Raw genomic sequence first — 21,245 nt, forward strand, 5'->3', positions numbered from 1 at the left:
GTTATGACGTGCGAAAGGAACATCAGCATGATCGACGCCAACCCGAAGGCCGAACCGACCGGCAATGCGGAGAAGAATCCCGACGACTGGACCACCGGCGACGAGCCGATGACCGGCGCGCAGGCCAGCTACCTCAAGACGCTGAGCGAGGAGGCCGGCGAGACGTTCGACGACGGCCTGAGCAAGGCGGATGCGTCGAAGCGGATCGACGCCTTGCAGGAGCAGACCGGGCGGGGGAAGTAAGCCGCGTTGCGCCGCCGGCCGGCGCAATCGTCGCGCGCTGCGGCCTACCGGACGGCCCCGCTGGCCAGCAACCGGTCGAGCAGCGCAAGCCGCAGCGCGATCTCGCGGCGATAAGACGTCCCCTGCGGCGACAGCGCCAGCGCGCGCGCCCAATACGGCCGGGCGTCACGGAATTCGCCCGCGCGGACATAGGCCATGCCGAGGAAGAACGGCGGCGCGGGATGCTCGGGCGCGAGTTGCCCGGCGCGGCGGAAGGCAAGCAGCGCGGGGGGCGATACCTGGTCCCCCGCCTCCGCCGCCAGGGTCGTACCCAGCCACGTCCATGCGATGAAGCTGCGCGGCAGTTTCGCGGTGGCGCCCAGCATCACCCGCGCCGCGGCCTGCCGGTCGCCGACGCGCGTCATCGCGTCGGACGCGACGATATAGGCGGTGTCGGTGGTGTACCGCCCCAGCAGGCTGTCGCGCAGCGCGATCGCCTGCGGATCGATCGGTTGCATCGCCACCTGCGTCCGCGCGGGAACGGCGGGCAGCGACGGTCGCCCCTGCCATGCATAGCCCGCGGCGCCGAGGAACAGCGCCGCGCCCGCCAGCGTCCACAGCATCCGGTCGACGCGCAGCAGCACCATCGCGGCGAAGGCACCGATGCCGAGCAGGGCGAGCGCGACGAAGCCCATCAGTCCTTCAACGTCTTCGTCTCGTGCATCCGGCCCGCGACCTGCGGCGGCATGTAGCGTTCGTCGTGCTTGGCCAGCAGGTTGGTGGCGGTGAACGAGCGATCGGCGTTGAAATGCCCCTCCGCCACCACGCCCGATCCCTCGCGGAACAGGTCGGGCGTGATCCCGCTGAAGCGCACCGGCGTCGTCGCCCTTCCATCCGTGACGACGAAGGCCACCGCGACGCCGTCGCGCACGATCGATCCCTTCTCGACCATCCCGCCCAGCCGGACCGCGCGATCGGGCGCGGGAACCGCCGCCGCCACGTCGGACGGGGCGTAGAAGAACGCGGCCTGATCCTTCAGCCCCGACAATGCCAGCAGCGCCGCCGCGACAATCGCCGCCACCGCAAGCAGGGCGAGCGTCAGCCGCTGGTTCTTCGCGGTCACTTCTCCGCATCCCGCATCGCGCGCCACGCCAGCAGGCCGACGAGCGCGGTGACGCCGAGGGTCAGGACATAGGCGGCGGTGACGAAGGGCCACGGATTCATGTCGCCGCCTTCCGCCGCATCCGCGCCTCCGCCTTCGCATGTGCCAGCAGCGCGCGCATCCGCATCAGCACGATCGCGGCGAACATCAGCGAGAAGCCCGCGACGGTGAACGGCAGCGGCCACAGGATCGCGCTATCGATACTGGAGCGCGTCAGCCCGATGCTGGCACCCTGGTGAAGCGTGTTCCACCACACCACCGAATAGCGGATGATCGGCAGCAGCACGGTGCCCGCGATCCCGTACAACGCCGGGATGCGCCCGTCCCCGCCGCGGTCGCGATCGGCGTTCGCCAGCGCGATATAGCCGAGGTAGACGAACAGCAGCAGCAGCATCGAGGTCAGGCGGCCGTCCCACTGCCACCATGTGCCCCACGTCGGGCGTCCCCAGATGGCGCCCGTCACCAGGCACAGGGCGGCGAAGGTCGCCCCGGGCACCGCGATCGCCCGCGCCGCGACCTGCGCCAGCGGATGGCGCCAGACGAGGAAGACGATGCTGGACAGCGCGATGCCCGTCCACCCGCCCATGCCCAGCCACGCGGCGGGGACGTGGACGTACATGATCCGCACGCTTTCGCCCTGAAGGTAATCCGCGGGCGTGCGCGTCAGCCCGGCCCAGCACCCGACCAGCACCAGCGCGACGCCGAGCCACCACAGCACCGGCGTCAGCGGCCGGGCGATCTTCAGGAAGCGCGCGGGATTGGCGAGGGCGTGGAGCGACGGCACGATGGGAGGCGCCTTAACCGCTCCGCGGCGCGGCGTCACGCCGTCCGTTGGATCAATTGCGTCATGGCGAGCAGCGCGAAGCAAGCCGGGGTATCGCGCGGACCAACGCGATCCGCTACCCGCCTCCGTTCGGCTTGAGCGCCGTCGAAGGCCATGCGCCGGTGCTTCGACTGCGCTCAGCACGAACGGAAGGCGGCGCAAACGGAGGGCGGCGCGATCGCCTCGCGCCGTTCCCGCGACGAATGCCCCTGTCCGTCATTGCGAGCACAGCGACGCAATCCAGCGTGTCGCGCGGACCACATGGGTCCGCCGCCCGCCGCCGTTCGGCCTGAGCATTGTCGAATGCCATGCGCCGGTGCTTCGACTTCGCTCAGCACGAACGGAGGACGGCGCGAACGGAGGGCGGCGCGATCGCCTCCCACCGTTCCCGCGACGAATGCCCCTGTCCGTCATTGCGAGCGCAGCGACGCAATCCAGCGTGTCGCGCAAACCACAAGCGTCCGCCACCCGCCTCCGTTCGGCCTGAGCGCAGTCGAAGGCCATGCGCCGGTGCTTCGACTTCGCTCAGCACGAACGGAGGGCGGCGCTATCGCCTCGCACCGTCCCAGCGACGAACGCCCCTGTCCCGTCATTGCGAGCGCAGCGAAGCAATCCAGCGTGTCGCGCGGGACGCTGGATTGTTTCGCTGCGCTCGCAATGACGGGTACCTGCCGCCGTCCGCGCGTCCCGAAGGGCTAGCGCCCGATCAGGCGCCGGGCGATGCGGTCCGCGACTTCGGCGGTAGGATCGCCGGTCGCGGCGGCTTCGTCCCACACCTGATCGAGCCGGCCGGGGATCTGCGCGATGCGGGCCATCACCTCGGCCTCGTCGCCATGGCCGAGATATTCCAGCCCGACGTTGATGATCCCGCCCGCGTTGATGACATAATCGGGGGCGTAGACGATGCCCGCGTCGTGCAGGCGCCGGCCGTCGGCGGCGGTGGCGAGCTGGTTGTTCGCGCCGCCCGCGACGATGCGCGCCTTCAGCGTCGGGATCGATGCCTCGGTCAGGATCGCGCCCAGCGCGTTCGGGCTGACGATGTCGACGTCGGCGGACAGCACCGCATCGGTCGCCACCGTCGACGCGCCCAGTTCGGCCGCCAGCCGTTCCGCCCGCGCCGAATCGACGTCGGCCAGCGTCAGGAGCGCGCCGTCCTTCGCCAGCAGCTTCGCCAGCCCGCCGCCGACCGAGCCGACGCCCTGGATCGCGACGCGCACGCCCTTCATGTCGTCGCTGCCCAGGCCGCGCTTCGCCGCCGCCTTCACGCCCAGATACACGCCATGCGCGGTGAAGGGGCCGGGATCGCCGCCCGCCGCGCCCTGCGCCACGGGCAGGCCGGAGACGTAGCGCGTCTCCCCCGCGATCACCTTCATCCGCGCCTCGGACATGCCGACGTCCTCCGCGGTGACATAGCGTCCGCCGAGCGATTCGACCGCGCGGCCGAACGCCTTCAGCTGCGCCTCGTCGATCGTCTGCCCGCCGCCCGCGGCGAGGACGACGCCCTTGCCGCCGCCCAGCGCCAGGCCCGCCATCGCATTCTTGTAGCTCATGCCGCGCGACAGCCGCAGCGCATCGACGATGGCGCGCGAATCATCGCCGTAGTGCCAGAAGCGCACGCCGCCCGCCGCCGGGCCCAGCGCGGTCGAGTGGACCGCGACGACCGCCTTCAGCCCCGATGCCGGGTCGCTGAACAGGTGCAGCCCCTCATGGGCATCGAAATCGGCATAATCCCAGACGGATGTCATGACAGCTCCACCGTACGCAGAAAGAACGTTACTGCGGCGCGCAATATTCTTGTTTGGGAGCGAAGGCCAGCCCGGACGTGCGGCGTCGCGGGGGGGGGGCGGGATAATGGGGCGACCGACGGGACTTGAACCCGCAACTTCCGGCATCACAAGCCGACGCTCTAACCAATTGAACTACGGTCGCCGCGAAGGCACCGGCCCCTAGCGGACGCACGCGCGCGGTGCAAGACGTCAGAAGCGCCCTTCCACCGCCAGCATCCGCGACGCGCCGTTCGCGACGAAGCCGCCGGCATCGAGCCGCTGCGCCACCACCGGATCGCCGGGTACCAGCGTCAGTTCGGCGCGATAGCGGCCGTCGGGCCACAGCCGCAGCGCGACCCCCTCCACCCCCGCCGCACTGCGTAGCGGCAGGAGCAGCGCCCCCGCGTCGCAGCGCGCATTGCCCGAGACGCTGCCCGGCAACGGCTGTCCCAGATATCCCCCCGCCAGCGACGCATGGACCCGCCCCTCCGCGCTTTCGCACGCGCCGTCGACGAAGCGGACGCTGACGTCGTCGAGGTCGAGCCCGGTCACGGGCAGCGGGGCGAAGGCGGCGCCCGCGGGCAACGGGCCGTCGGCGTGGAGGACGGCGGCGCGGTTGCGCGACAGTTCGATCGTGCCCGACAGGCGCTGCGCCGGGTCGGCCGATTGCCCCTCCAGCGCGACGCGCGCGCGACCGATCAGCAGCGCGAAGGGGGAGACGCCCGCGTCGAGATCGCCCAGCGCGATGTCGCCGAAGCGCGCCTCCAGCAGCCTTCCCGACCACAGGCTGCCCGTGACCTCCCGCGCGGAAAATCCCTGCGAGTCGAGGCCCGCCCAGCCGAGCGCCAGGCGCATCGGCAGGAACGCGACGACCGCCAGCACGAACAGGGCGGCGAACAGGGTGCGGCGGCGGGTGGACAGGCGGATGCGCATCACCCGCCCCGCCGCGCGAGCGTCAACCGGGCGTTGACCGTGCCGTCGCCGTTGCCCGCGATCGCCACCGATTCGGCCAGCACGCCGCTTGCCTCCAGCCCCGCGATCCAGGCGGTCAGCGCCCCCGCGCGGGCCGATGCGATGCCGACGCGGACGCGATCGCCGTCCTGCGGGTCGAGCGTGGAGGGCGTGAGGCCCGCGGCCTCCGCACCGGCGCGCACGACGTCGGGCAGGGCGCCGGCGGCGGGGGAGCCCGCGCGGCGCTGGATCGCCTTCACCTGCACCAGCCCGGCCTGCGCCTCGCCCAGCCGAACGACCGCGTCGGTATAGCGCGCGCGCGACGACGACAGGCCGCCCCGCACGGGCATGATGATCGCACCCCACACCAGGGTCACGATCGCGAGCGCGACCATGACGAGCAGCAGGCGGCGTTCGCGCAGGGAGCGCCCCGCGAACCATTCGCGCAACGGAGTCACGGCGTCACCGTCAGGTCGCCGGTCAACCGGCCGTTGGCGGCGGTGAACACGCTGGAGACGACGGTGAAGCCCGCGCTTTCCAGCCGCGCCTTCGTCGCGTTCGCCTCCGCCTCGCTGGCGGCGGACAGCGACACCCGCATCGATCCGTTGGGTTCGAACAACAATGCCGTCACCTCGCTGCCGGGCGATGCCTGCACCACCTGATACACCGCCGCGGCGGTCGCGCTGAACCCCGCGCCGGGGCCGCGCAGCCGCGCCAGGCGGTCGTCCAGCATCCGCGCCGCATCGCCGCCGTCGGCCGCACCGCGCGGCAGGCCCTGACGCGCGACGACGTCGGCGCGCGCCTCGATCGTGTCGGCGCCGAGCGAGTAGCGCGCGATCCGCACGACGTCGATCGCCAGCGTGACCGCGAGGATCAGGCCGGTCAGCACCGCCAGCCGCCGCACCAGCGCCCAGTCGATCGCGCGGCGGCTGCGCCGCGCGAACGGCCCCTGCCGCAGGTTCAGCGGCAGGTCGGCCAGCGTCGCCGCGGCCGCGCGGCGCACGTCGTCGCGCGCCAGCGTCGCGGGCACCTGCCCGGCGGTGACCAGGTCGGTCAGCCGCGCCTCGTCCGCCCAGCCGCTGGTCCGGCCACGCACCACGGGTTGCCCGGCCAGGTCGGCGCGGACGTAGCCGTCCTCCGGCACGGGCAGCAGGAACGGGGCGGGAAGGATCGCGGCGGGATCGATCCCGTCCGCCGCCAGCCGCGCCAGCCAGCCGGTCATCCGGTCCGCCGCCACGACCGCGATCGCACGCGATTCGCCGCGGTCGGGGCCGATCGCGACGTGCAGTTCGTGCGCGGGCACCGCGGTCGCATCGCCGACGACGATCCGCGCCGCCGCCAGCGCCTGCGCGGGCGAGCGCGCGGGCAGGTCCGCCCAGTGCAGCGTCACCGCATCGGCGGGCGCGACCGCGATCACGTCGGCCTCGCCCGCGACGGGCAGCCCCTCCCCGTCCGCGACCACCGCATCGCCGTCCACGCGCCACCACCGCCACGGCGTGGCGTCGTCGGGAGGCAGGAAAAGGAGCGTGGCGGCGGTCATGGCGCATCCCCCCATTGCCGCGATACCAGCCGCGCGGGAAGCCTCCGCGCGTCGATCAGCGCCTGTTCGTGCAATTCGGACCCCTCCGCGGCGACATCGACGGTCAGGCGGAACCACGTCGTCGTCGCCGACGTCTGCTGCCGCGCATCGACATCGGACACGCCCGCCCCGCCCAGCGACAGCTGGTTCCAGAAGGCGTCGGTGCTGGCATAGCCCTGTTCGGGCCGGCGCAGCAGCAGCGCGCGCAGCTGTTCGGGCCGCGCGCCGTCGGGCAGCAGCATGGCCAGCAGCACCGCCTGTTCGGGCAGGACGGTGTTGATGTTGATGACGGACGGCATCGCCAGCGGCAGGGTGCACAGCCACGGGCGCAGCGCGACCCAGGTTTCGGTGGACACGGCGTCCACCGCGCGAAGCTCGCTGGGGTCCGCCAGCAGCGTGCCCGCGGTGCGGCGACCGCGATAGCTGCCGTCCTCCGCGCCGCCGGGAAGCGGCACGTCGTCGCTGTCGATGAAGTCCGCGGTCGCCGCCGCGATCCGGTCGCCGTCGGGCAAGTTCAGGACGCGAATCAGTCGCGCGAACCGCAGGACTTGCAGCGGGTTGGCGACGAACCGCCCATCGGGCGTTCGGGTGACCAGGCCGTTGAGGTTGAAGCAATTGCCGCCGTCGACGACGCGCGCGGTCGCGGTGCCGCCGAGCACGGGCAGGCCGAACGCGCGCCCGCTCCACCCGCCGTACAGCGCCACGCGGTCGGGCGACCGGCGCAGCAGCGCGGTCACGCGCGTGGTGGCCAGCGTCTCCGCCGCATAGGCATAGCCCCGCGCGCGGTCGATCGCGACAGCATTGGCGGCGAGCCGCGTCGACAGCCGCAACCGTTCCAGCGCGGTTCCCGCCATGACCGCGATGACCGCGACCAGCAGCAGCACGGTCAGCAGCGCGGCGCCGCGCTCCCCCTCAGTTCGGCGGGGCATCGGTCGCCGGGGAATCGGTGGGGGCGGCGGCGATCGGCGGAGACAGGGGGGTCGGTTGCGAACGCGGCGCGCCGGTGCCGACCAGGAACATCATGCGATACGCGCGACCGTCCGTTCGCGTCAGCGACAGTTCGGCCGCCTGCGGCAACGCGGCCTGCGGATTACCCTCCCACCGGTCGGTCCATGCGCCGGCGTAGCGGAAGCGCAGCCGGGCGGCCTGCACCCCCTCCACCAGGATCGCGGGCGGCAGGGGGGGCGCGCCGTCGAGCGCGGGAAAGGCGACCCGCTCCAACGCGCCGTCGGTCAACCGGTATTCGACCTTCTGCACGGTCGCGCGCGGCGCGCCGTCGGGATTGCTCCATCCGCCGCGGACCAGTCGCAGCAGCGGCGTCGTGCCGTTCGCGCCGGAGAATGCGGGCAGCGTCGTCCCGCCCTCGTCGCGGGTCGGGCGGTCCTGCGCCTGCGCCAGATCCGCGGTCAGGACCGACGACAGCCGGTTCATCGCGCCCAGATCGTCGAGCACGACGCCCGTGGTTCCCTGCGCCCGGACGCTGAACGCCAGCAGCGCGACCCCCGCGGCCGCGATCAGGCCGAAGATCATGAGCGCGATCATGACCTCGACGAGGGTGAAGCCGTCGTCCCGTGGACGGACACGTCGGCGGGACGCCGCCCCCGCGCAGGCGAGGCCCAAGGGAAAGCGCCCCCGTATCACTGCCCCGTTCCCACGCTTGCGAACGGCGGCGGCGGGGGGCGGACCATCGTGATGCGGCCCAGCATTGCGCCGCCGGCATCCGCCACCGTCACGTCGATCCGCTGCACGTCGCCGTCGCCGATCGGCTCCACGATGCGCGTCCAGCGCCACGGCAGGCCGCCGTTCTGCTCCACCCCCTGCGTCGCGCCGCGGGTCGGCGGCTGCGCCGCGGTCACCGCGTCGATCGCCACGTTGCGCGCGACCATCTGCGCCAGCAGTGTCGCCCGGACCATCCCGGTGGAGCGGATCGTCTGCCCCTCCAGCCGCAGCAGCGCCAGCGCCGCCAGGCTGAACACCGCCAGCGCCACCATCACCTCCACCAGCGTGAACCCGCGCGAAAGGTCACGAAAGGTCGCATGGTCGGCGGGGCCGCGCACCCGCGATCCCCCGCGCACCGGCACGACCGCCAGCACCTTATGCCCGATCGGCGCGATGTAGGACAGGTCAGCCACCGACGCGCACGCTGCCGTCCGCGGCGATCGCGACCTGCGCGCGCGTGCCCTCGCGGGTCAGCGACACGACCAGCGGCCGGTCCGCCAGCCCGGTGGTGTCGAACGTCACCCGCTCGCGCGTCAGGCCGGTCGCGCGCGTGCCGTCCTTCCACGTCGCGACGCGCAGCGACGTGTCGGCGGCGGGCGACCAGCGACCGCCGCGCCATTCGTCGAAGCCGTAGCCGTCGCGCGTGACCCACAGGCTGACGGGGCGGTTGTCGACGATCGCCATGTCGTGCGCGGCGCGGGTGCGCGTGGCGAAGCGCGCGGCCTCGTCCATCAGGCGCCCGCGCGGATCGGGCATCGCCAGCACCACCGCCGCGGACGCGACGCCGATGATCGCGATGACGACCATCAGCTCGACCAGGGTGAAGCCGTCCTGCCCGCGCCCGCGACGGACCCGGCGGGCGGCGGGCCTATTGCCAGGAACCGATATCGGCATCGATCCCCTCGCCGCCGTCCTTGCCGTCCGCGCCCAGCGTCCAGATGTCGGCGGCCCCGTGCTGCCCCGGGGAGGCGTACAGATACGCACGGTTCCACGGATCCTCGGGCAGGCGCTTGATATAGCCGCCCGCCTGATACCGTCCCGCGTCGACGCCCGCGGGCGCGGTGACCAGCGCGTTCAGGCCCTGCGCGGTCGTGGGGTAAGTGCCCATCTGCAACCGGTACAGTTCCAGGCCCTGTTCGATCGTCGCGATATCCGCCTTCGCCTTCTGCACCCGCGCGGTATCGCCCGACGGCAGGACGTTCAGCGCGACGATCGTGGCGAGCAGGCCGATGATGACGATGACGACCATCAGTTCGACCAGGGTGAAGCCGTTGCGGCGCTTGCGCGGCACGCCCGCCTTCCGTTCGGGCCGAGCGCCGTCGACGCCCATGCGCTGCGCATACCCTTCGACTTCGCTCAGGGCGAACGGAGCGGTAGCTTGAGTGTCAGTCATTCCGTAACCTCATTGTCCCGCCCCTATTGTCCGGCAAGCGTGTTGAGCTGGAGGATCGGCAGCAGGATGGATAGCACGATCGTCGCCACCACCGCGCCCATCACGACGATGATGAGCGGTTCGAGCAGCGACAAAGCGGTGGCGGTGAAGCGGTCGAATTCGCGCTCCAGATAATCGGCGGCGCGTTCCAGCATCTCGTCCAGTCGCCCCGCCGCCTCGCCCGATGCGGCGAGATAGACCAGCAGCGGCGGGAAGACGGCGGTGCGGCGCATCGCGGACGACAGGCTGCCGCCGCCGCGGATCGCGTCGGTGATCTCGTCCGACGCCACCTTCAGCCGGCGGTTGTGGATCGTCCCCGCGGTCAGGCTCAACCCCTCCAGCAGCGGCAGGCGGCTGGCGACCATCGTCGACAGCGTCCGCGCCATCCGCGCGGCGTGCAGGTCGCGCAGCAGCCGCCCCAGCAACGGCACGCGCAGCAGCCATGTGTCGAACGCGAGCCGGATCGGCGGCTGGCGCAGCGCCGCCCATGCCCCGACGCCGATCGCGACGACGACCAGCAGCATCAGCCACCACCAGCCGGTGATGAGCGCGGACAGCGCGATGATGATGCGCGTCAGCAGCGGCAGTTCCTGCCCCACGGTGTCGAACTGTTCCACCACCTGCGGCACGACGAACGCCATCAGCGCGACGACGACACTGAACGCCACGAACGACAGGACCGCGGGATAGGCCATCGCGGTCAGCAGCTTGCCGCGAATCTCCGCCTGCCGTTCCAGCAGGATCGACAGGCGGTCGAGGATCGTCGGCAACGTCCCCGAACTCTCCCCCGCCGCCACCATCGCGCGGTACAGCGGCGGAAAGCTCTTGGGCTCGCGCGCCATCGCGTCGGCGAGGCGGCGGCCCTCCACCACGGCGGCATGGACCGACTGCACGATCGTGCGGACGTGGTCCTGCTCGGTCTGGCGCGTGATCGTGCGGAGCGATTCCTCCAGCGGGGACACGCTGTTGAGCGTGGCGAGCTGGCGCGTGAACAGGGTCAGCTGCTTGCCCGACATCCTCTTCCGGCCGAGGTCGAGGCCGAACAGCGGACGTCCGCGCTGCTGCGGCGCCGTCCCCGGCTCGATACGCACGACATACAGCCGGCGCCGGTCGAGCGCGGCACGCGCGGCTTCCACCGTGGCCGCGGCGACATGCCCGCGCGCCTCGTTCCCGCGCGTATCGATGGCGAGATAGTCGAAGTCAGGCACAGCCCGCCCCACGAATTGTGTCCCCGCGAAGGCGGGGACCCAGACTGGGCTCCCGCCTTCGCAGGAGCACAAATGCGCTACACATCGGCATCCTCGCTGCGGCTGACCCGCACCGCTTCCTCCGCGGTCGTCATCCCCTGCTCGACCAGCCGCCGCGCCGCGCTGGCCAGCGTATCGCCCTGCGCGAAGGCATGGCGCGCGATCGCGTCCTCGTCGCCGCCGTCGTTGATGAGGCGGCGGATGTGCGCGTCGATGCGCACCGCCTCGAACACGCCGATGCGGCCCTTGAACCCGGTGCGGTTGCACTGGTCGCAGCCGACCGCCTCGTACACGATCGCCTCCGGCGCGACGCCCAGCAGCGGCGCGACCGTCTCGCCCGACGGTACGGCGCGGCGGCACGCCGGGCAGAGGCGGCGGACGAGCCGCTGCGCGATCACCGCGCGCAACGTGCTGGCGAGCAGGAACGGCTCGACCTTCATATCGCGCATCCGCGTGATCGCGCCGACCGCGTCGTTGGTATGGACCGTGGACAGGACGAGGTGCCCGGTCAGCGACGCCTGCACCGCGATGTCGGCGGTCTCGCGGTCGCGGATTTCGCCGATCATGACGGTGTCGGGGTCCTGACGCAGGATCGCGCGCAGCCCGGCGGCGAAGGTCAGGCCGACCTTCGCATTCACCTGCGTCTGGCCCACGCCCTCCACTGCATATTCGACCGGGTCCTCGACCGTCAGGATGTTGCGGCTGCCGTCGTTCAGCATGCGCAGCGCGCCGTACAGCGTCGTGGTCTTGCCGCTGCCGGTAGGACCGGTGACCAGCACGATGCCGTTGGGCTCCGCGATCGCATCGGTCAGCAGCGCCAGCATCGCGGCGTCCATGCCCAGCGCGTCAAGGTCGATGCCCGCATTTTCCTTGTCCAGGATACGCAGCACCACGCGTTCGCCCGCGCGGCTGGGCAATGTCGACACGCGGACGTCGAGCAACTTGCCGCCCAATGTCAGGCCCATGCGCCCGTCCTGCGGCACGCGGCGTTCGGCGATGTCGAGCCGCGCCATCACCTTCACGCGGCTGACCACCACGGGCGCGACGTGCGGCGGCATCCGCAGTGTCTCGCGCAGCACGCCGTCGATCCGCATGCGGACGACGAGGCCGGTTTCATACGGCTCGATATGGATGTCGGACACGCCGTTGCGCGCGGCGTCGGCGATGATGCCGTTGATGAGGCGGATCGCGGGCGCATCGTCGGCGGTGTCGAGCAAATCCTCCGCGGTCGGCAGCCCTTCCGCCAGCAGGTCCAGTTCGTCGCCCATGCCGACCGCGGCGGCGGCGGTCGCCTGTCCGTCCATCGCGTAATTGTCGCTGAGCAACCGATCGAACGCGACCGGATCGACGATGGCGATGTCGAACGGCCGCTGCATCACGCGCCGCACCTCGATCAGCGCGCGCGGATCGCTCCCCTCGCGCAGCGCCACGCGAAAGTCACCGGGGCCGCCGTCCAGGCAGACGCCGAACTTGCGCGCGAAGGCGTAGGGGAGGACGACGGGAGGGAGCGAGATCAGCGCCGGCTGTTCCCCGGCATAGGCCGGGGGCCCGTCGGGCGCGATCGGCAACGCAACGCCGTCCGTCGTCACGACGGCCTCCCCGACTGGACCCCGGCCTTCGCCGGGGAACAGGTGCAAGGAAGGATCACCGCGCACTCTCGCGCGGGACGATGACGGTCGAGTTGCGCTGGATCGGCACGCCGACGCGCGGGTCCTCGATGCTGCCGGGCTGGCCAGCGGGCGGGATCGGGGGGACGGCGCCGAGATAATCGCGGACCAGCGCGTCGATCGACGGTTCCTGCGACGGGTCCTGCATTCCCTGCTGAAGGCGGACCTGACCGTATTTCTGCTCCGTCACGCGGCGGTTGTCCTCCGCGGTGCGGATGATCCGCGGGCGCAGGAAGATCATCAGGTTCGTCTTCGCGCGTGTCCGCGCCTTCGACCGGAACAGGTTGCCGACGATGGGGATGTCGCCCAGCAGCGGGATCTTCTCGATCGTCCGCCGCTCCTCGTCGCTGAGCAGCCCCGCGATGACGCCGATCGATCCGTCGTCCAGCGTCAGCGTCGTCTCCACCTCGCGCTTGTTCAGGATCAGGTCCGAATTGTCGCTGCTGACCGGCCCCGCGATCGAGCTGACCTCCAGATGCAGGTTCAGCTTCACCGTGCCGCTGGAATTCACCTGCGGGCGCACGTCAAGTCCGATGCCGACGTTCTGCCGCTGCACGGTGCGGAAGGCATTGTCGAAATTGTTCGACAGCGCCTGCCCGGTGGTGATCGGGATCTCCTGCCCGACCAGCGTATGCGCCTCCTGGTTGTCCAGCGTCATCAGCTGCGGGACCTGCAACAGGTTCGATTGCGTATCGCCCTTCACCGCATTGATGATCGCGCCGAAGATCGTGCTGCCGATCTGCCCGCCGAAACCGCCGAAGCCGCCCGACGAGCCGATGATCGACTGGATCGCGCTCTGCGTCAGCGTGTCCGACGAGCTGTTGTTGGTCGTCACCTCGGTCCGCGTCCCGTCGGGGGCGGTCGTGACGGTGCGCGACGATCCCAGCCGCTGCGCCCCGACGGCGCCCGCGATCTGGAGGATGTTCGGCGCCGAATTGCTGAACGTCGACGCGGCGAACGCGCCGCCGGTGATGTCGCCCAGCAGGAATTGCGCGCCGAGGCGGTTGACGGTGCTGTCGGATACCTCGGCGACGATCGCCTCGATCATCACCTGCTGCCGCCGACGGTCGAGCTTCGTGATGACCTCCGCCAACTGGCGCTGCACGTCGGCGGGGGCGGCGATGACGATCGCGTTCGCGCCCGCGAAGCGCGTGACGACCGCGGCGGTGCGCCCGCCCGCGCCGGTGATCGCGGCCTGCTGCGGCGCGCTGCCGCCGCTGGTGGTCGTCGTCTGCACCGATTGCTGCGGGGCGAGGCCGCCGCCGGTGCTGCCCGACGTGCCGTTGCCGCCGCTGCTCGTGCTGCTGACCCCCGTCTTCGTCAGCGTCGTTTCCTGGATCGCATCGGGCGCCTGCCCGACCAGTTGCTGCAACACCGGCAGCAATTGCGCCGCGTCCGCGTTTTCGAGGAACACGACCTTGATCTCGGTCGCGTTGCGCGCGCGCTGGTCCAGGTCGCGCGCCAGCGTGGCGAGGCGCGCGACCGTCTCGGGATCGCCGCGCAGCGCCACCGCGTTGCTGCTGTCGATCGCGACGGCCGACGCGCCGACGCCGCCCCCCGCGCCGCCCGCCTGCGCCCCGATCAGGCCGGTCAGCGCGGTCGCGACCTCCGCCGCGCGGGCGTTGCGCAGCGCGACGATGCGGGTCGCGGCAGTGTTCGAGTCGATCCGGCGCACGACCTCCCGCACGCGGCGGATGTTGTCCGCGAAATCGACCACGACCAGGCTGTTGCCGCCGCGGTTGGCGGTGACGGACCCCTGCGCGCTGACCAATGGCCGGACCGTTTCCACCGCCTGCGTCGCGTCGGTGGAGCGCAGGCGGATGATCTCCGTCACCAGGCTGTTGCGCGCCGCGCCCGCGGAGCCCACGCGCCCCGGCTGCGACGCCGCGCCGTCGATCGGCTGCACGCGGAAGCTGCCGCCCGCGGTCGGGATCGCGACCAGGCCGTTGGCGCGCAGCGTCGAGAGGAACACCTCGAAATATTCGGATCGCGACAGGGGCCGATCGGTGACGACGGTCACCTTCCCCTGCACGCGGCTGTCGATGATGAAGGTGCGGCCGGTCACCTTCGCCGCGTCGGCGATGAAGGCGCGGATGTCGGCGTCGCGGACGTTCAGCGTCGTCTGCGCCGACACGGGCGCGGCGAGCGCGACGGCCGCGGCGATGGGGAGAATGCGCCTCATTTCGTCACCGGGATGGTCAGCGGAAGCGACTGTCCGCCGCGTTCGATCGTCAACGCCAGCGTCCCCGCCGCCGCGCCCTCGCGCGCCAGCCGGTCGAGATCGGCCGGCCCCGCGATCGGACGCCCCCCGATCGCGGTCACGACGTCGCCGTCGCGCAGCCCGGCATCGGCGAACGCCGACCCGCCCTGCCCGCGCACCGTAAGGCCGCTGATGCGTCCGCCGTCGATCCGCGGGATCGCGGTGATGTCGCCGCGCAGCAGGTCGACCGGGATCGCCCCGCCGCCGCCCACCGCCGGTCCGCCCGCGGTCAGCGGTGCGCCGGACGCGGGGGGCGTTTCCGGCGTGGCGGGCGCGCCGCCGGACTGGTCGAGGAACAGGTCCTCCGCCGCGCCGCCGCGATCCAGCGTGACGTGATCGAACGCCACCGATTTCAGGATCACGCCCGGCGCCACTTCCTCGCCGACGCTGATCGACCGCTGCATCCCGTCGGGACCCGCGACGATCGCCGATCCGCCGCCGCGGGCCGCATCGATGCGCGTACCGAACAGCGTCAGCCGCAGCGACGTCACCGCCGCCGGCCCCTGTGCGGTCGCCGCGCCCGACACGCGGTAGAAGGGATCGAAGCCCGCGATCACGCCCGCGGGATCGGCGGGCAGCGCCGGGCCGGTCGGCACCCACGCGCCGAGCGGCGCGACGGGGGTCACGATCGTCCACAACAGGCGGGCGCCCTGCGCCGCCAGTCCCGCCAGCAGCGCCAGTTCGAGGGCCGAATAGACGTTCACCACCGGCAGCCGCCTCAGGATCGCCCGCGCCCGGGCGTCAAACTTCAATCGCATGCGCCTGCCATACTCCCAGCGTGCGTCGGCTACGGCCCGCGTATTACAGCGCGATGGCGGAATTGTGTAATATTTCTCCGCTTGGGGACCGGCCGCGCGGATGGCAGAAGCGCGATCATGCCCAGCGATCCGATTGTCGCACACCTGGCCGCGCAGCCCGGCATCCAGAAGGTGCCGAGCCCGAAACTGACCCTGTTCGTCAAGCGCGCCTTCCTGGACGCGGATGCCTGCGCCGCGCTCGTGGCGATGATCGATGCGGCGCGGCGGCCGTCGACGATCTCCGACTTCAACGGCGATGCCGCGTTCCGGACGAGCGAGACGTGCGACCTGCCCCATGCCGACCCTTTGGTCGCGCGGGTCGACGCGACGATCGCGGCATTCACCGGTCTGGATCCCCTGCATGGCGAACCGTTGCAGGGACAGCGTTACGCCGTTGGGCAGGAGTTCAAGCCGCATACCGATTATTTCGAGCCCAATGGCGTCGATTATGCGCGTTATTGTTCGGTCGCGGGCAACCGCACGTGGACCGCGATGATCTACCTGAACGTGCCCGAGGCGGGCGGCGCGACGCGGTTCAAGGCGGTGGACAAGACGGTGCAGCCCGAACCGGGAAAGCTGCTGTGCTGGGACAATCACCGGCCCGACGGATCGCTGAACCCCGCCACGATCCACCACGGGATGAAGGTGCGCGCAGGCACGAAATACGTGGTCACGAAATGGTATCGGGAGAAGCCGTGGGGGTGGTGAGGCGGGTATGTGTGTGCCCTTCGACTTCGCTCAGGGCGAACGGAGGTCGGGGTCCCCTCCCCATCCATCCTCCGTTCGGGCGGAGCGAAGTCGAAGGCCGGGCGCTGCGCATATGCTTCGACTTCGCTCAGCACGAACGGAGGTCGGGCTGAATCCGATTTCCGTCATTGCGCGCGAAGCGACGCAATCCACGGCCACGCGTGCCACCCTGGATTGCCGCGTCGCTTCGCTCCTCGCAATGACGACCGTTCAGAACTTCAGTCCCAGGCCCAGCGACACCGACGTGCCGACGTCGTAGCGGTTGTAGAAGATCTTCCGCCCGTCGAACTCCTGGAATTCCTGATACTTCTGCTGCGTCAGGTTGCGGACCTCGAACTTCACCTCGCTCTCGATCCCGCCGATCCGGATGCCCTCGCGCGCCACGAAGTCGAGGCGGAAGCCGGGATATTCGTACACGTCGGGCTGCCCCGGCACGCCGGCGCGGGTCGTGACGCGCTTGCTGGCGTAGCTGAGCAGCAGCGTCTGCTGCGACAGCGTCTCCTTGTCCTCCAGCCCCAGCTGCACGTTCACCAGGTGATCCGACTGCCCCGTCAACGGCGCGCCGTTGCGGAAGAAATCGGTCGCGGCCTGGCCGACGCCGTTCACCACCGTCACGTCGTCCGCCGACACCTTCAGGTCCGAATTGGTGTAGGTGTAGTTGGTCAGCAGCAGCAGGCGGCGCGACGCCAGCGCGTCGGAAACCCAGTCCAGGCCGACATATTTCTGCGCCTCCAGCTCCACGCCCCACAAACGCGCCTCGGGCGCGGTCGCGAAGCTGGTCGTCAGTTCGGACGACTGGATCGAGGAGAAGGTTTCGATCGGCTTGTCGATCTTTTTATAGAAAGCGGAGCCCGAGAAGCGGTCGTCGCGCGAGGGATAATATTCCAGCCGCGCTTCTGCATTGTACAGCTGGCTGTCCTGCAACGACGGATTGCCCTGGAACAGGCGGTTGCTGTCGGTGTCGATATACACCTGCCGGATCAGCTCGCGGAACTGCGGGCGCGCGATCGTCTTCGACGCGCTGACGCGGGCCTGCAACTGCGGCTGGATCTCGTACGTCATCGTGACGGATGGGAGCCAGTAATCGTTGTCCAGCCGCGTGTTGAACTGCCCGACGTTGCCGGTGCCGAACAGGTCGACCGCCGCCACGTTCTGCTTCGCGGTTTCGTAGCGGACGCCGACGGTCAGGTTCAGCGGGTCGATCGGCTGCCAGATCGCCTGGCCGTATCCGGCATGGACGGTCAGCCCGGCGTCGAACGCGGCGGTGCCGTCCTGCGCGGAGGTTTCGAGCAGGACGATCGAATAGGCCTGCAACGTCTGGTCGGCGAGCAGGTAATCGGGGCGCAATTGCTGTACCGCCAGCGGCAGGTTGTTGGCACGGAACAGCAATTCGCGGCGGACCGACGTGCGCTGGTTGTCCTGATAGGCATAGCCGACGCCGAAGCGCAGCTTGTTGCCCAGCTTGTACGTCACGTCCGCGCCGCCGGACCACAATTCCTCGTTCAGGTCGCTGAACGCGATCGATGCCTCGCCCTGCTTCGATCCGCCGAGGTCGTTGACGAAGCGACCGCCGGTGGGATCGCCCGCCACGTTCGTGCGGACGTAGCGGAAGGTGCGCTCGTACGGCGCCTTGCGCTGCGACTTGGCGTAGCTGCCGCGCGCGTCGACATCCAGGTCGCCGAAGTCGAACTCGCCCACCAGCTGCGTGTTGACGAGCTGGCGTTCGTACCAGCCGGTCTCCTGCGAAAGGATATCCGCGCCGACGCGATTCTCGTCGGTGCCGACGCCCAGCCGCGACTGTTTCACGGTGTCGCGGATGTACAGGTTGGTCCAGCGGACGACGTGTTCGCCGAATTCGGCGTTCAGGCCCAGCAGGCCGTTCACGACGACGCGATTGTCGGTGATGACGCGGTTCGTGCTGGTCTGCGGCGGTCCCGACAGATCGGCGTCGAGCGACAATTGCTGCAACGTCGTGCGCGTGCGCCACGTATTGCCGATGCCCGCGGTCGCGATCACGCCGAAGCGGACGTCGCCGACGTCCACGCTGGTGCCGCCGGTGACGTTGCCGGAGAAGTTGATCGGCATCTGGTTCACGCGTTGCAGCACCGACGTGCGCGCGTTGACCAGGCTGCCCGCGATCGCGCTCAGGTCCGCACGGCTGAAGTCCGCACCCTCCAGGATCGGGTTGCCGCTGTCGAACGCCGCCTTCAACGGGCCGGGGATGCGGCGCGTGCCGTCGTCGAACCCGGTCCAGTCGTTGCGCCCGCCGTAATAGACGTAGCCGAGGTTGCCGGTGGTGTAGCTGTCGCCGCTGACCCCGCCGCTGATCGACAGGAACGGTTCGGTCGGCGCGGTCTTCGTCGTCAGGTTGATGACGCCGCCGCCGAATTCGCCGGGGAAATTGGCGGAATAGGATTTCTGGACGAGGCTCGACGCGATCACGTCGGTCGGGAACAGGTCCAGCGGGACGACGCGCTTCAGCGGTTCCGGGCTGGGCAGCGGGGAGCCGTTGAGGAGCGCGAGGCTGTAGCGATCGCCGAGGCCACGGACGTACACGAACCCGCTGCCGACGACCGACAGGCCGGTCACGCGCTGCAACGCGCCCGCGATATCGCCCTCGCCGGTGCGCGCGATATCCTCGCTCGACAGCACCGACACCACCTGCGGCGCGGTCTGCGTCACGTTGGCGCGCGCGCGGCCGACGACGACGATGTCGTCACCGCCGCCGGGGACCGACACCTGCGGCGACGGATCGGTCGCCGCCTCGTCCTGCGTCGGGCTGCCGCTCTGCGTCGTGGGCGCGGCGCCGGGCGCGGCGGTGGTGGGCGTGTTGGACGTGCCGCCGACCTGCGCCAGCGCCTGCGGCGCCGCGAGGCTGGTGGTCAGGAGCAGGAGGGTGGCGAGCGGGAGCCGCTGCGACATGGTGGTTTCCCCGGTATTCTCGTGATGCGCATGGGGGACGGCGCGCGTGGCACCGTCCCCCGTCTTACGTGGTCGGCGCCCGGCTCAGGTGGTCGGCAACGTGGTGCAATTGCCGCCCGCGCTGCCCAGCGCGGCGTAGGACGCGTTGCAGGTCCAGTCGCGATACCAGGTGTCGGACGCATCGCGGACCGCGCCGATATAGGTCGTGGTCTGCAAGCGGTTGGGCGCGGTCGTGGGCTGTTCCGCGGTGTTGTTCAGCGTCGCGGCGTCGAACGCTGGCACCGCCGCCTCGCCGTTGCCGTTGACGAACGTGTTCGTCAGCGTGCTGGTGAAGTTGCTGTTGTTCCCGTTCGCGCCCGATCCGAAGATCGTCGACACCTGATCCGCGGTCACGCCGTCGCTGCCGACGAAGGGCGTCGTGCAGCCGCTGAAGACGACCGAGCGGAACACCGGCACGCCGGCCTCGTCGTTGCCCGACGCCTGCACCGTCGAGGCGCTGCGGACCTGGAGGCAGGGGACGGTCGACGGCGTGACGACCACGCCGTTGACCAGCGTGAAATCCGTACCGCCGCGCAGCAGGATCGCGGCGCCCGTGTCGGGCGTCGTGCCGCGCATGACGAAGGTGAAGTTGGACAGGCGCACGTTCTGCCGCGGCGTCGTCTGGTCGTTGCCGTTCGAATCGGCCTCGATCATGCCGTTGCCGATGCCGGGACGATGGATCGTCAGGACGAACTGGATGAAGCCCTTGTACCCGACGTCGGTGTCGAGGCTGTCGTCCTCCGCCCCGGTCAGGACCAGATACTTCATGTTCGTGCGGCCGCCGAACACCTCGATCCCGTCATCCGAGCTGTTGTGGATCTGCACGTGGTCGATCGTCGTGCCATAGCCCGCGCCCGACGGGGTCAGGCCCTGAAGTTCGCGGTCCGACGACAGGACGAAGCCCGAATAGCGGATCTGGACGTAGCGCAGCGAACCCGAGCTGTCGCCCGGCGTCGCGCCGCCGTACAGCGCGTTCGACGTGCCTTCGGTATCGCGCTCGCACGCCACGGTGCCGGGCGCCGCGCCCGCCGCGGCGCAATCGGTGATCGGCGCGCGGCCCAGCAGGACGATGCCGCCCCACAGCTGCGAGCTGTTGTCGTCGACCGTGCCGACGACGTTGCCGCGGCCGGTGAAGATGATCGGCTGCGTCGGCGTGCCGACCGCGTTGATCTGGTTCCCGCGGTTCACCGCCAAATACGACACGCCGGTCGAGCCGAACACGATCACGCCCGGATCGATGCCCAGCGTGACGTTGTTGCCGGTGCTGCCCGCCCCCTGATCGGTGCCGACGTCGACGCGGCCGTCGAGCGAGTAGATGACGCCCGGCACCTTCGCGATCGTGGTCGACGCGGTGAAGCGCGCCGGGAAGGCGCAGTTGCGGTACGTGCCGGTCGGGCCGGTGATCGTCCCGCGATCGATCAGCGGGGCGGAACCCGCGATCGTCGGGCACGCCGCCGCCGGGGTCACGCCCGCGCCGGTGCCGGGAGTCGGCGTCGGCGTCGGCGACGGTGCGGGCGTCGGCGACGGCAGGACGATCACGCCCTCGCCCGGCGACGCGATATCGTCCGCGCCGCAGGCGGACAGCGCTGCGGTGGCGCAGCCGATCATGAGCGTGAGCGAAACGCGCTTGAAACTGGTCATGTCAGATTCCCCGAACCATTGCCTGTTGGGCGTTGTCCCGCCCGGCCGACTCCATGCGACGTGGCGGCCTTCGAGGAGCGCGCTAGGCGCGGTTCGTGACAGCGGCGTTGGGGTTCGGCGTCATGGGAGTGACGGTTGGGTTGCGGTTTCGTGACAGGGGGGGCGGCGTCGGGCGCTCCCCTCCCTGCAAAGGGAGGGGCTGGGGGTGGGTGGAGGCCGGGTGATACGGTGCCGCAGCGTCCGGCCCGTCCGCATCGCCCGGACAGGGGGC

20 protein-coding genes and 1 tRNA gene are annotated in these 21,245 nt (G+C 70.8%); 2 read left to right on the plus strand and 19 right to left on the minus strand.

Going from position 1 to position 21,245, the window contains the following annotated elements; all coding sequences use genetic code 11:
- Positions 1-27: 27 nt before the first annotated feature.
- Positions 28-243 carry a DUF3072 domain-containing protein gene (locus tag ASG29_RS13490; RefSeq protein ID WP_055985659.1) on the plus strand — a complete coding sequence of 72 codons (216 nt, stop codon included), beginning with the start codon at positions 28-30 and terminating at the stop codon, positions 241-243.
- A gap of 44 nt (positions 244-287) precedes the next feature.
- Here the strand turns inward: ASG29_RS13490 and ASG29_RS13495 are convergent, their stop codons facing one another.
- From ASG29_RS13495 to ASG29_RS13575, 17 genes are all read right to left on the minus strand, one after another.
- Entirely contained in the window at positions 288-917 is a 630-nt protein-coding gene (locus tag ASG29_RS13495) for a tetratricopeptide repeat protein (RefSeq protein ID WP_055984826.1), read from the minus strand.
- On the minus strand, positions 917-1,345 hold the full coding sequence (gene ccmE, locus ASG29_RS13500) for a cytochrome c maturation protein CcmE (RefSeq protein WP_055984830.1): 429 nt from the start codon (positions 1,343-1,345) through the stop codon (positions 917-919). Before ccmE ends, ASG29_RS13495 begins: the two co-directional genes overlap by 1 nt.
- Before the next feature lie 97 nt (positions 1,346-1,442).
- Complete coding sequence (gene ccmC, locus ASG29_RS13505; RefSeq protein ID WP_055984834.1) at positions 1,443-2,168, minus strand: heme ABC transporter permease CcmC; 726 nt, start codon at positions 2,166-2,168, stop codon at positions 1,443-1,445.
- Between the two features lie 734 nt (positions 2,169-2,902).
- Positions 2,903-3,952 (minus strand): Glu/Leu/Phe/Val dehydrogenase family protein, encoded by a 1,050-nt coding sequence (locus ASG29_RS17075; protein WP_055984837.1) that lies wholly within the window; start codon positions 3,950-3,952, stop codon positions 2,903-2,905.
- Between the two features lie 107 nt (positions 3,953-4,059).
- Positions 4,060-4,136: transfer RNA gene (locus ASG29_RS13515), tRNA-His, on the minus strand.
- A gap of 47 nt (positions 4,137-4,183) precedes the next feature.
- Entirely contained in the window at positions 4,184-4,906 is a 723-nt protein-coding gene (gspN, locus tag ASG29_RS13520) for a type II secretion system protein N (RefSeq protein ID WP_156458013.1), read from the minus strand.
- On the minus strand, positions 4,906-5,382 hold the full coding sequence (gene gspM / locus ASG29_RS13525) for a type II secretion system protein GspM (RefSeq protein WP_055984846.1): 477 nt from the start codon (positions 5,380-5,382) through the stop codon (positions 4,906-4,908). The genes gspN and gspM overlap by 1 nt, the downstream gene beginning before the upstream one ends.
- Positions 5,379-6,464 (minus strand): type II secretion system protein GspL, encoded by a 1,086-nt coding sequence (gene gspL, locus ASG29_RS13530; protein WP_055984849.1) that lies wholly within the window; start codon positions 6,462-6,464, stop codon positions 5,379-5,381. Before gspL ends, gspM begins: the two co-directional genes overlap by 4 nt.
- Positions 6,461-7,432 carry a type II secretion system minor pseudopilin GspK gene (gene gspK, locus ASG29_RS13535; RefSeq protein WP_055984853.1) on the minus strand — a complete coding sequence of 324 codons (972 nt, stop codon included), beginning with the start codon at positions 7,430-7,432 and terminating at the stop codon, positions 6,461-6,463. Before gspK ends, gspL begins: the two co-directional genes overlap by 4 nt.
- Entirely contained in the window at positions 7,416-8,123 is a 708-nt protein-coding gene (gene gspJ, locus ASG29_RS13540) for a type II secretion system minor pseudopilin GspJ (protein ID WP_268796236.1), read from the minus strand. The genes gspK and gspJ overlap by 17 nt, the downstream gene beginning before the upstream one ends.
- Before the next feature lie 17 nt (positions 8,124-8,140).
- Complete coding sequence (gspI, locus tag ASG29_RS13545; RefSeq protein ID WP_235532914.1) at positions 8,141-8,635, minus strand: type II secretion system minor pseudopilin GspI; 495 nt, start codon at positions 8,633-8,635, stop codon at positions 8,141-8,143.
- Positions 8,628-9,116 (minus strand): GspH/FimT family pseudopilin, encoded by a 489-nt coding sequence (locus ASG29_RS13550; protein WP_055984856.1) that lies wholly within the window; start codon positions 9,114-9,116, stop codon positions 8,628-8,630. Before ASG29_RS13550 ends, gspI begins: the two co-directional genes overlap by 8 nt.
- Entirely contained in the window at positions 9,091-9,552 is a 462-nt protein-coding gene (gene gspG / locus ASG29_RS13555) for a type II secretion system major pseudopilin GspG (RefSeq protein ID WP_082515997.1), read from the minus strand. Before gspG ends, ASG29_RS13550 begins: the two co-directional genes overlap by 26 nt.
- Before the next feature lie 86 nt (positions 9,553-9,638).
- Positions 9,639-10,862 carry a type II secretion system inner membrane protein GspF gene (gspF, locus tag ASG29_RS13560; protein ID WP_055984859.1) on the minus strand — a complete coding sequence of 408 codons (1,224 nt, stop codon included), beginning with the start codon at positions 10,860-10,862 and terminating at the stop codon, positions 9,639-9,641.
- A 77-nt stretch (positions 10,863-10,939) separates the two neighbouring features.
- A complete protein-coding gene (locus ASG29_RS13565) occupies positions 10,940-12,418 on the minus strand; it encodes a GspE/PulE family protein (RefSeq protein WP_200932538.1) in 1,479 nt (492 codons plus the stop codon).
- Positions 12,419-12,545: 127 nt separating this feature from the next.
- Positions 12,546-14,750: a type II secretion system secretin GspD gene (gene gspD, locus ASG29_RS13570; protein WP_055984862.1), complete on the minus strand. Its 2,205-nt coding sequence runs from the start codon at positions 14,748-14,750 to the stop codon at positions 12,546-12,548.
- Positions 14,747-15,586: a type II secretion system protein N gene (locus tag ASG29_RS13575; RefSeq protein ID WP_055984865.1), complete on the minus strand. Its 840-nt coding sequence runs from the start codon at positions 15,584-15,586 to the stop codon at positions 14,747-14,749. The genes gspD and ASG29_RS13575 overlap by 4 nt, the downstream gene beginning before the upstream one ends.
- 117 nt (positions 15,587-15,703) lie before the next feature.
- Between ASG29_RS13575 and ASG29_RS13580 the strand changes: the two genes are divergently transcribed.
- Positions 15,704-16,333, plus strand: coding sequence for a prolyl hydroxylase family protein (locus ASG29_RS13580; RefSeq protein ID WP_055985672.1), 630 nt, complete (start codon positions 15,704-15,706; stop codon positions 16,331-16,333).
- 249 nt (positions 16,334-16,582) lie between these two features.
- Here ASG29_RS13580 and ASG29_RS13585 read toward each other — a convergent pair whose 3' ends face one another.
- Positions 16,583-19,294 carry a TonB-dependent receptor domain-containing protein gene (locus tag ASG29_RS13585; RefSeq protein WP_055984868.1) on the minus strand — a complete coding sequence of 904 codons (2,712 nt, stop codon included), beginning with the start codon at positions 19,292-19,294 and terminating at the stop codon, positions 16,583-16,585.
- A gap of 84 nt (positions 19,295-19,378) precedes the next feature.
- Entirely contained in the window at positions 19,379-20,974 is a 1,596-nt protein-coding gene (locus tag ASG29_RS13590; protein WP_055984871.1) for a hypothetical protein, read from the minus strand.
- Between the last annotated feature and the right edge of the window lie 271 nt (positions 20,975-21,245).

Source organism: Sphingomonas sp. Leaf412 (assembly GCF_001425405.1).
Lineage (GTDB): Bacteria > Pseudomonadota > Alphaproteobacteria > Sphingomonadales > Sphingomonadaceae > Sphingomonas.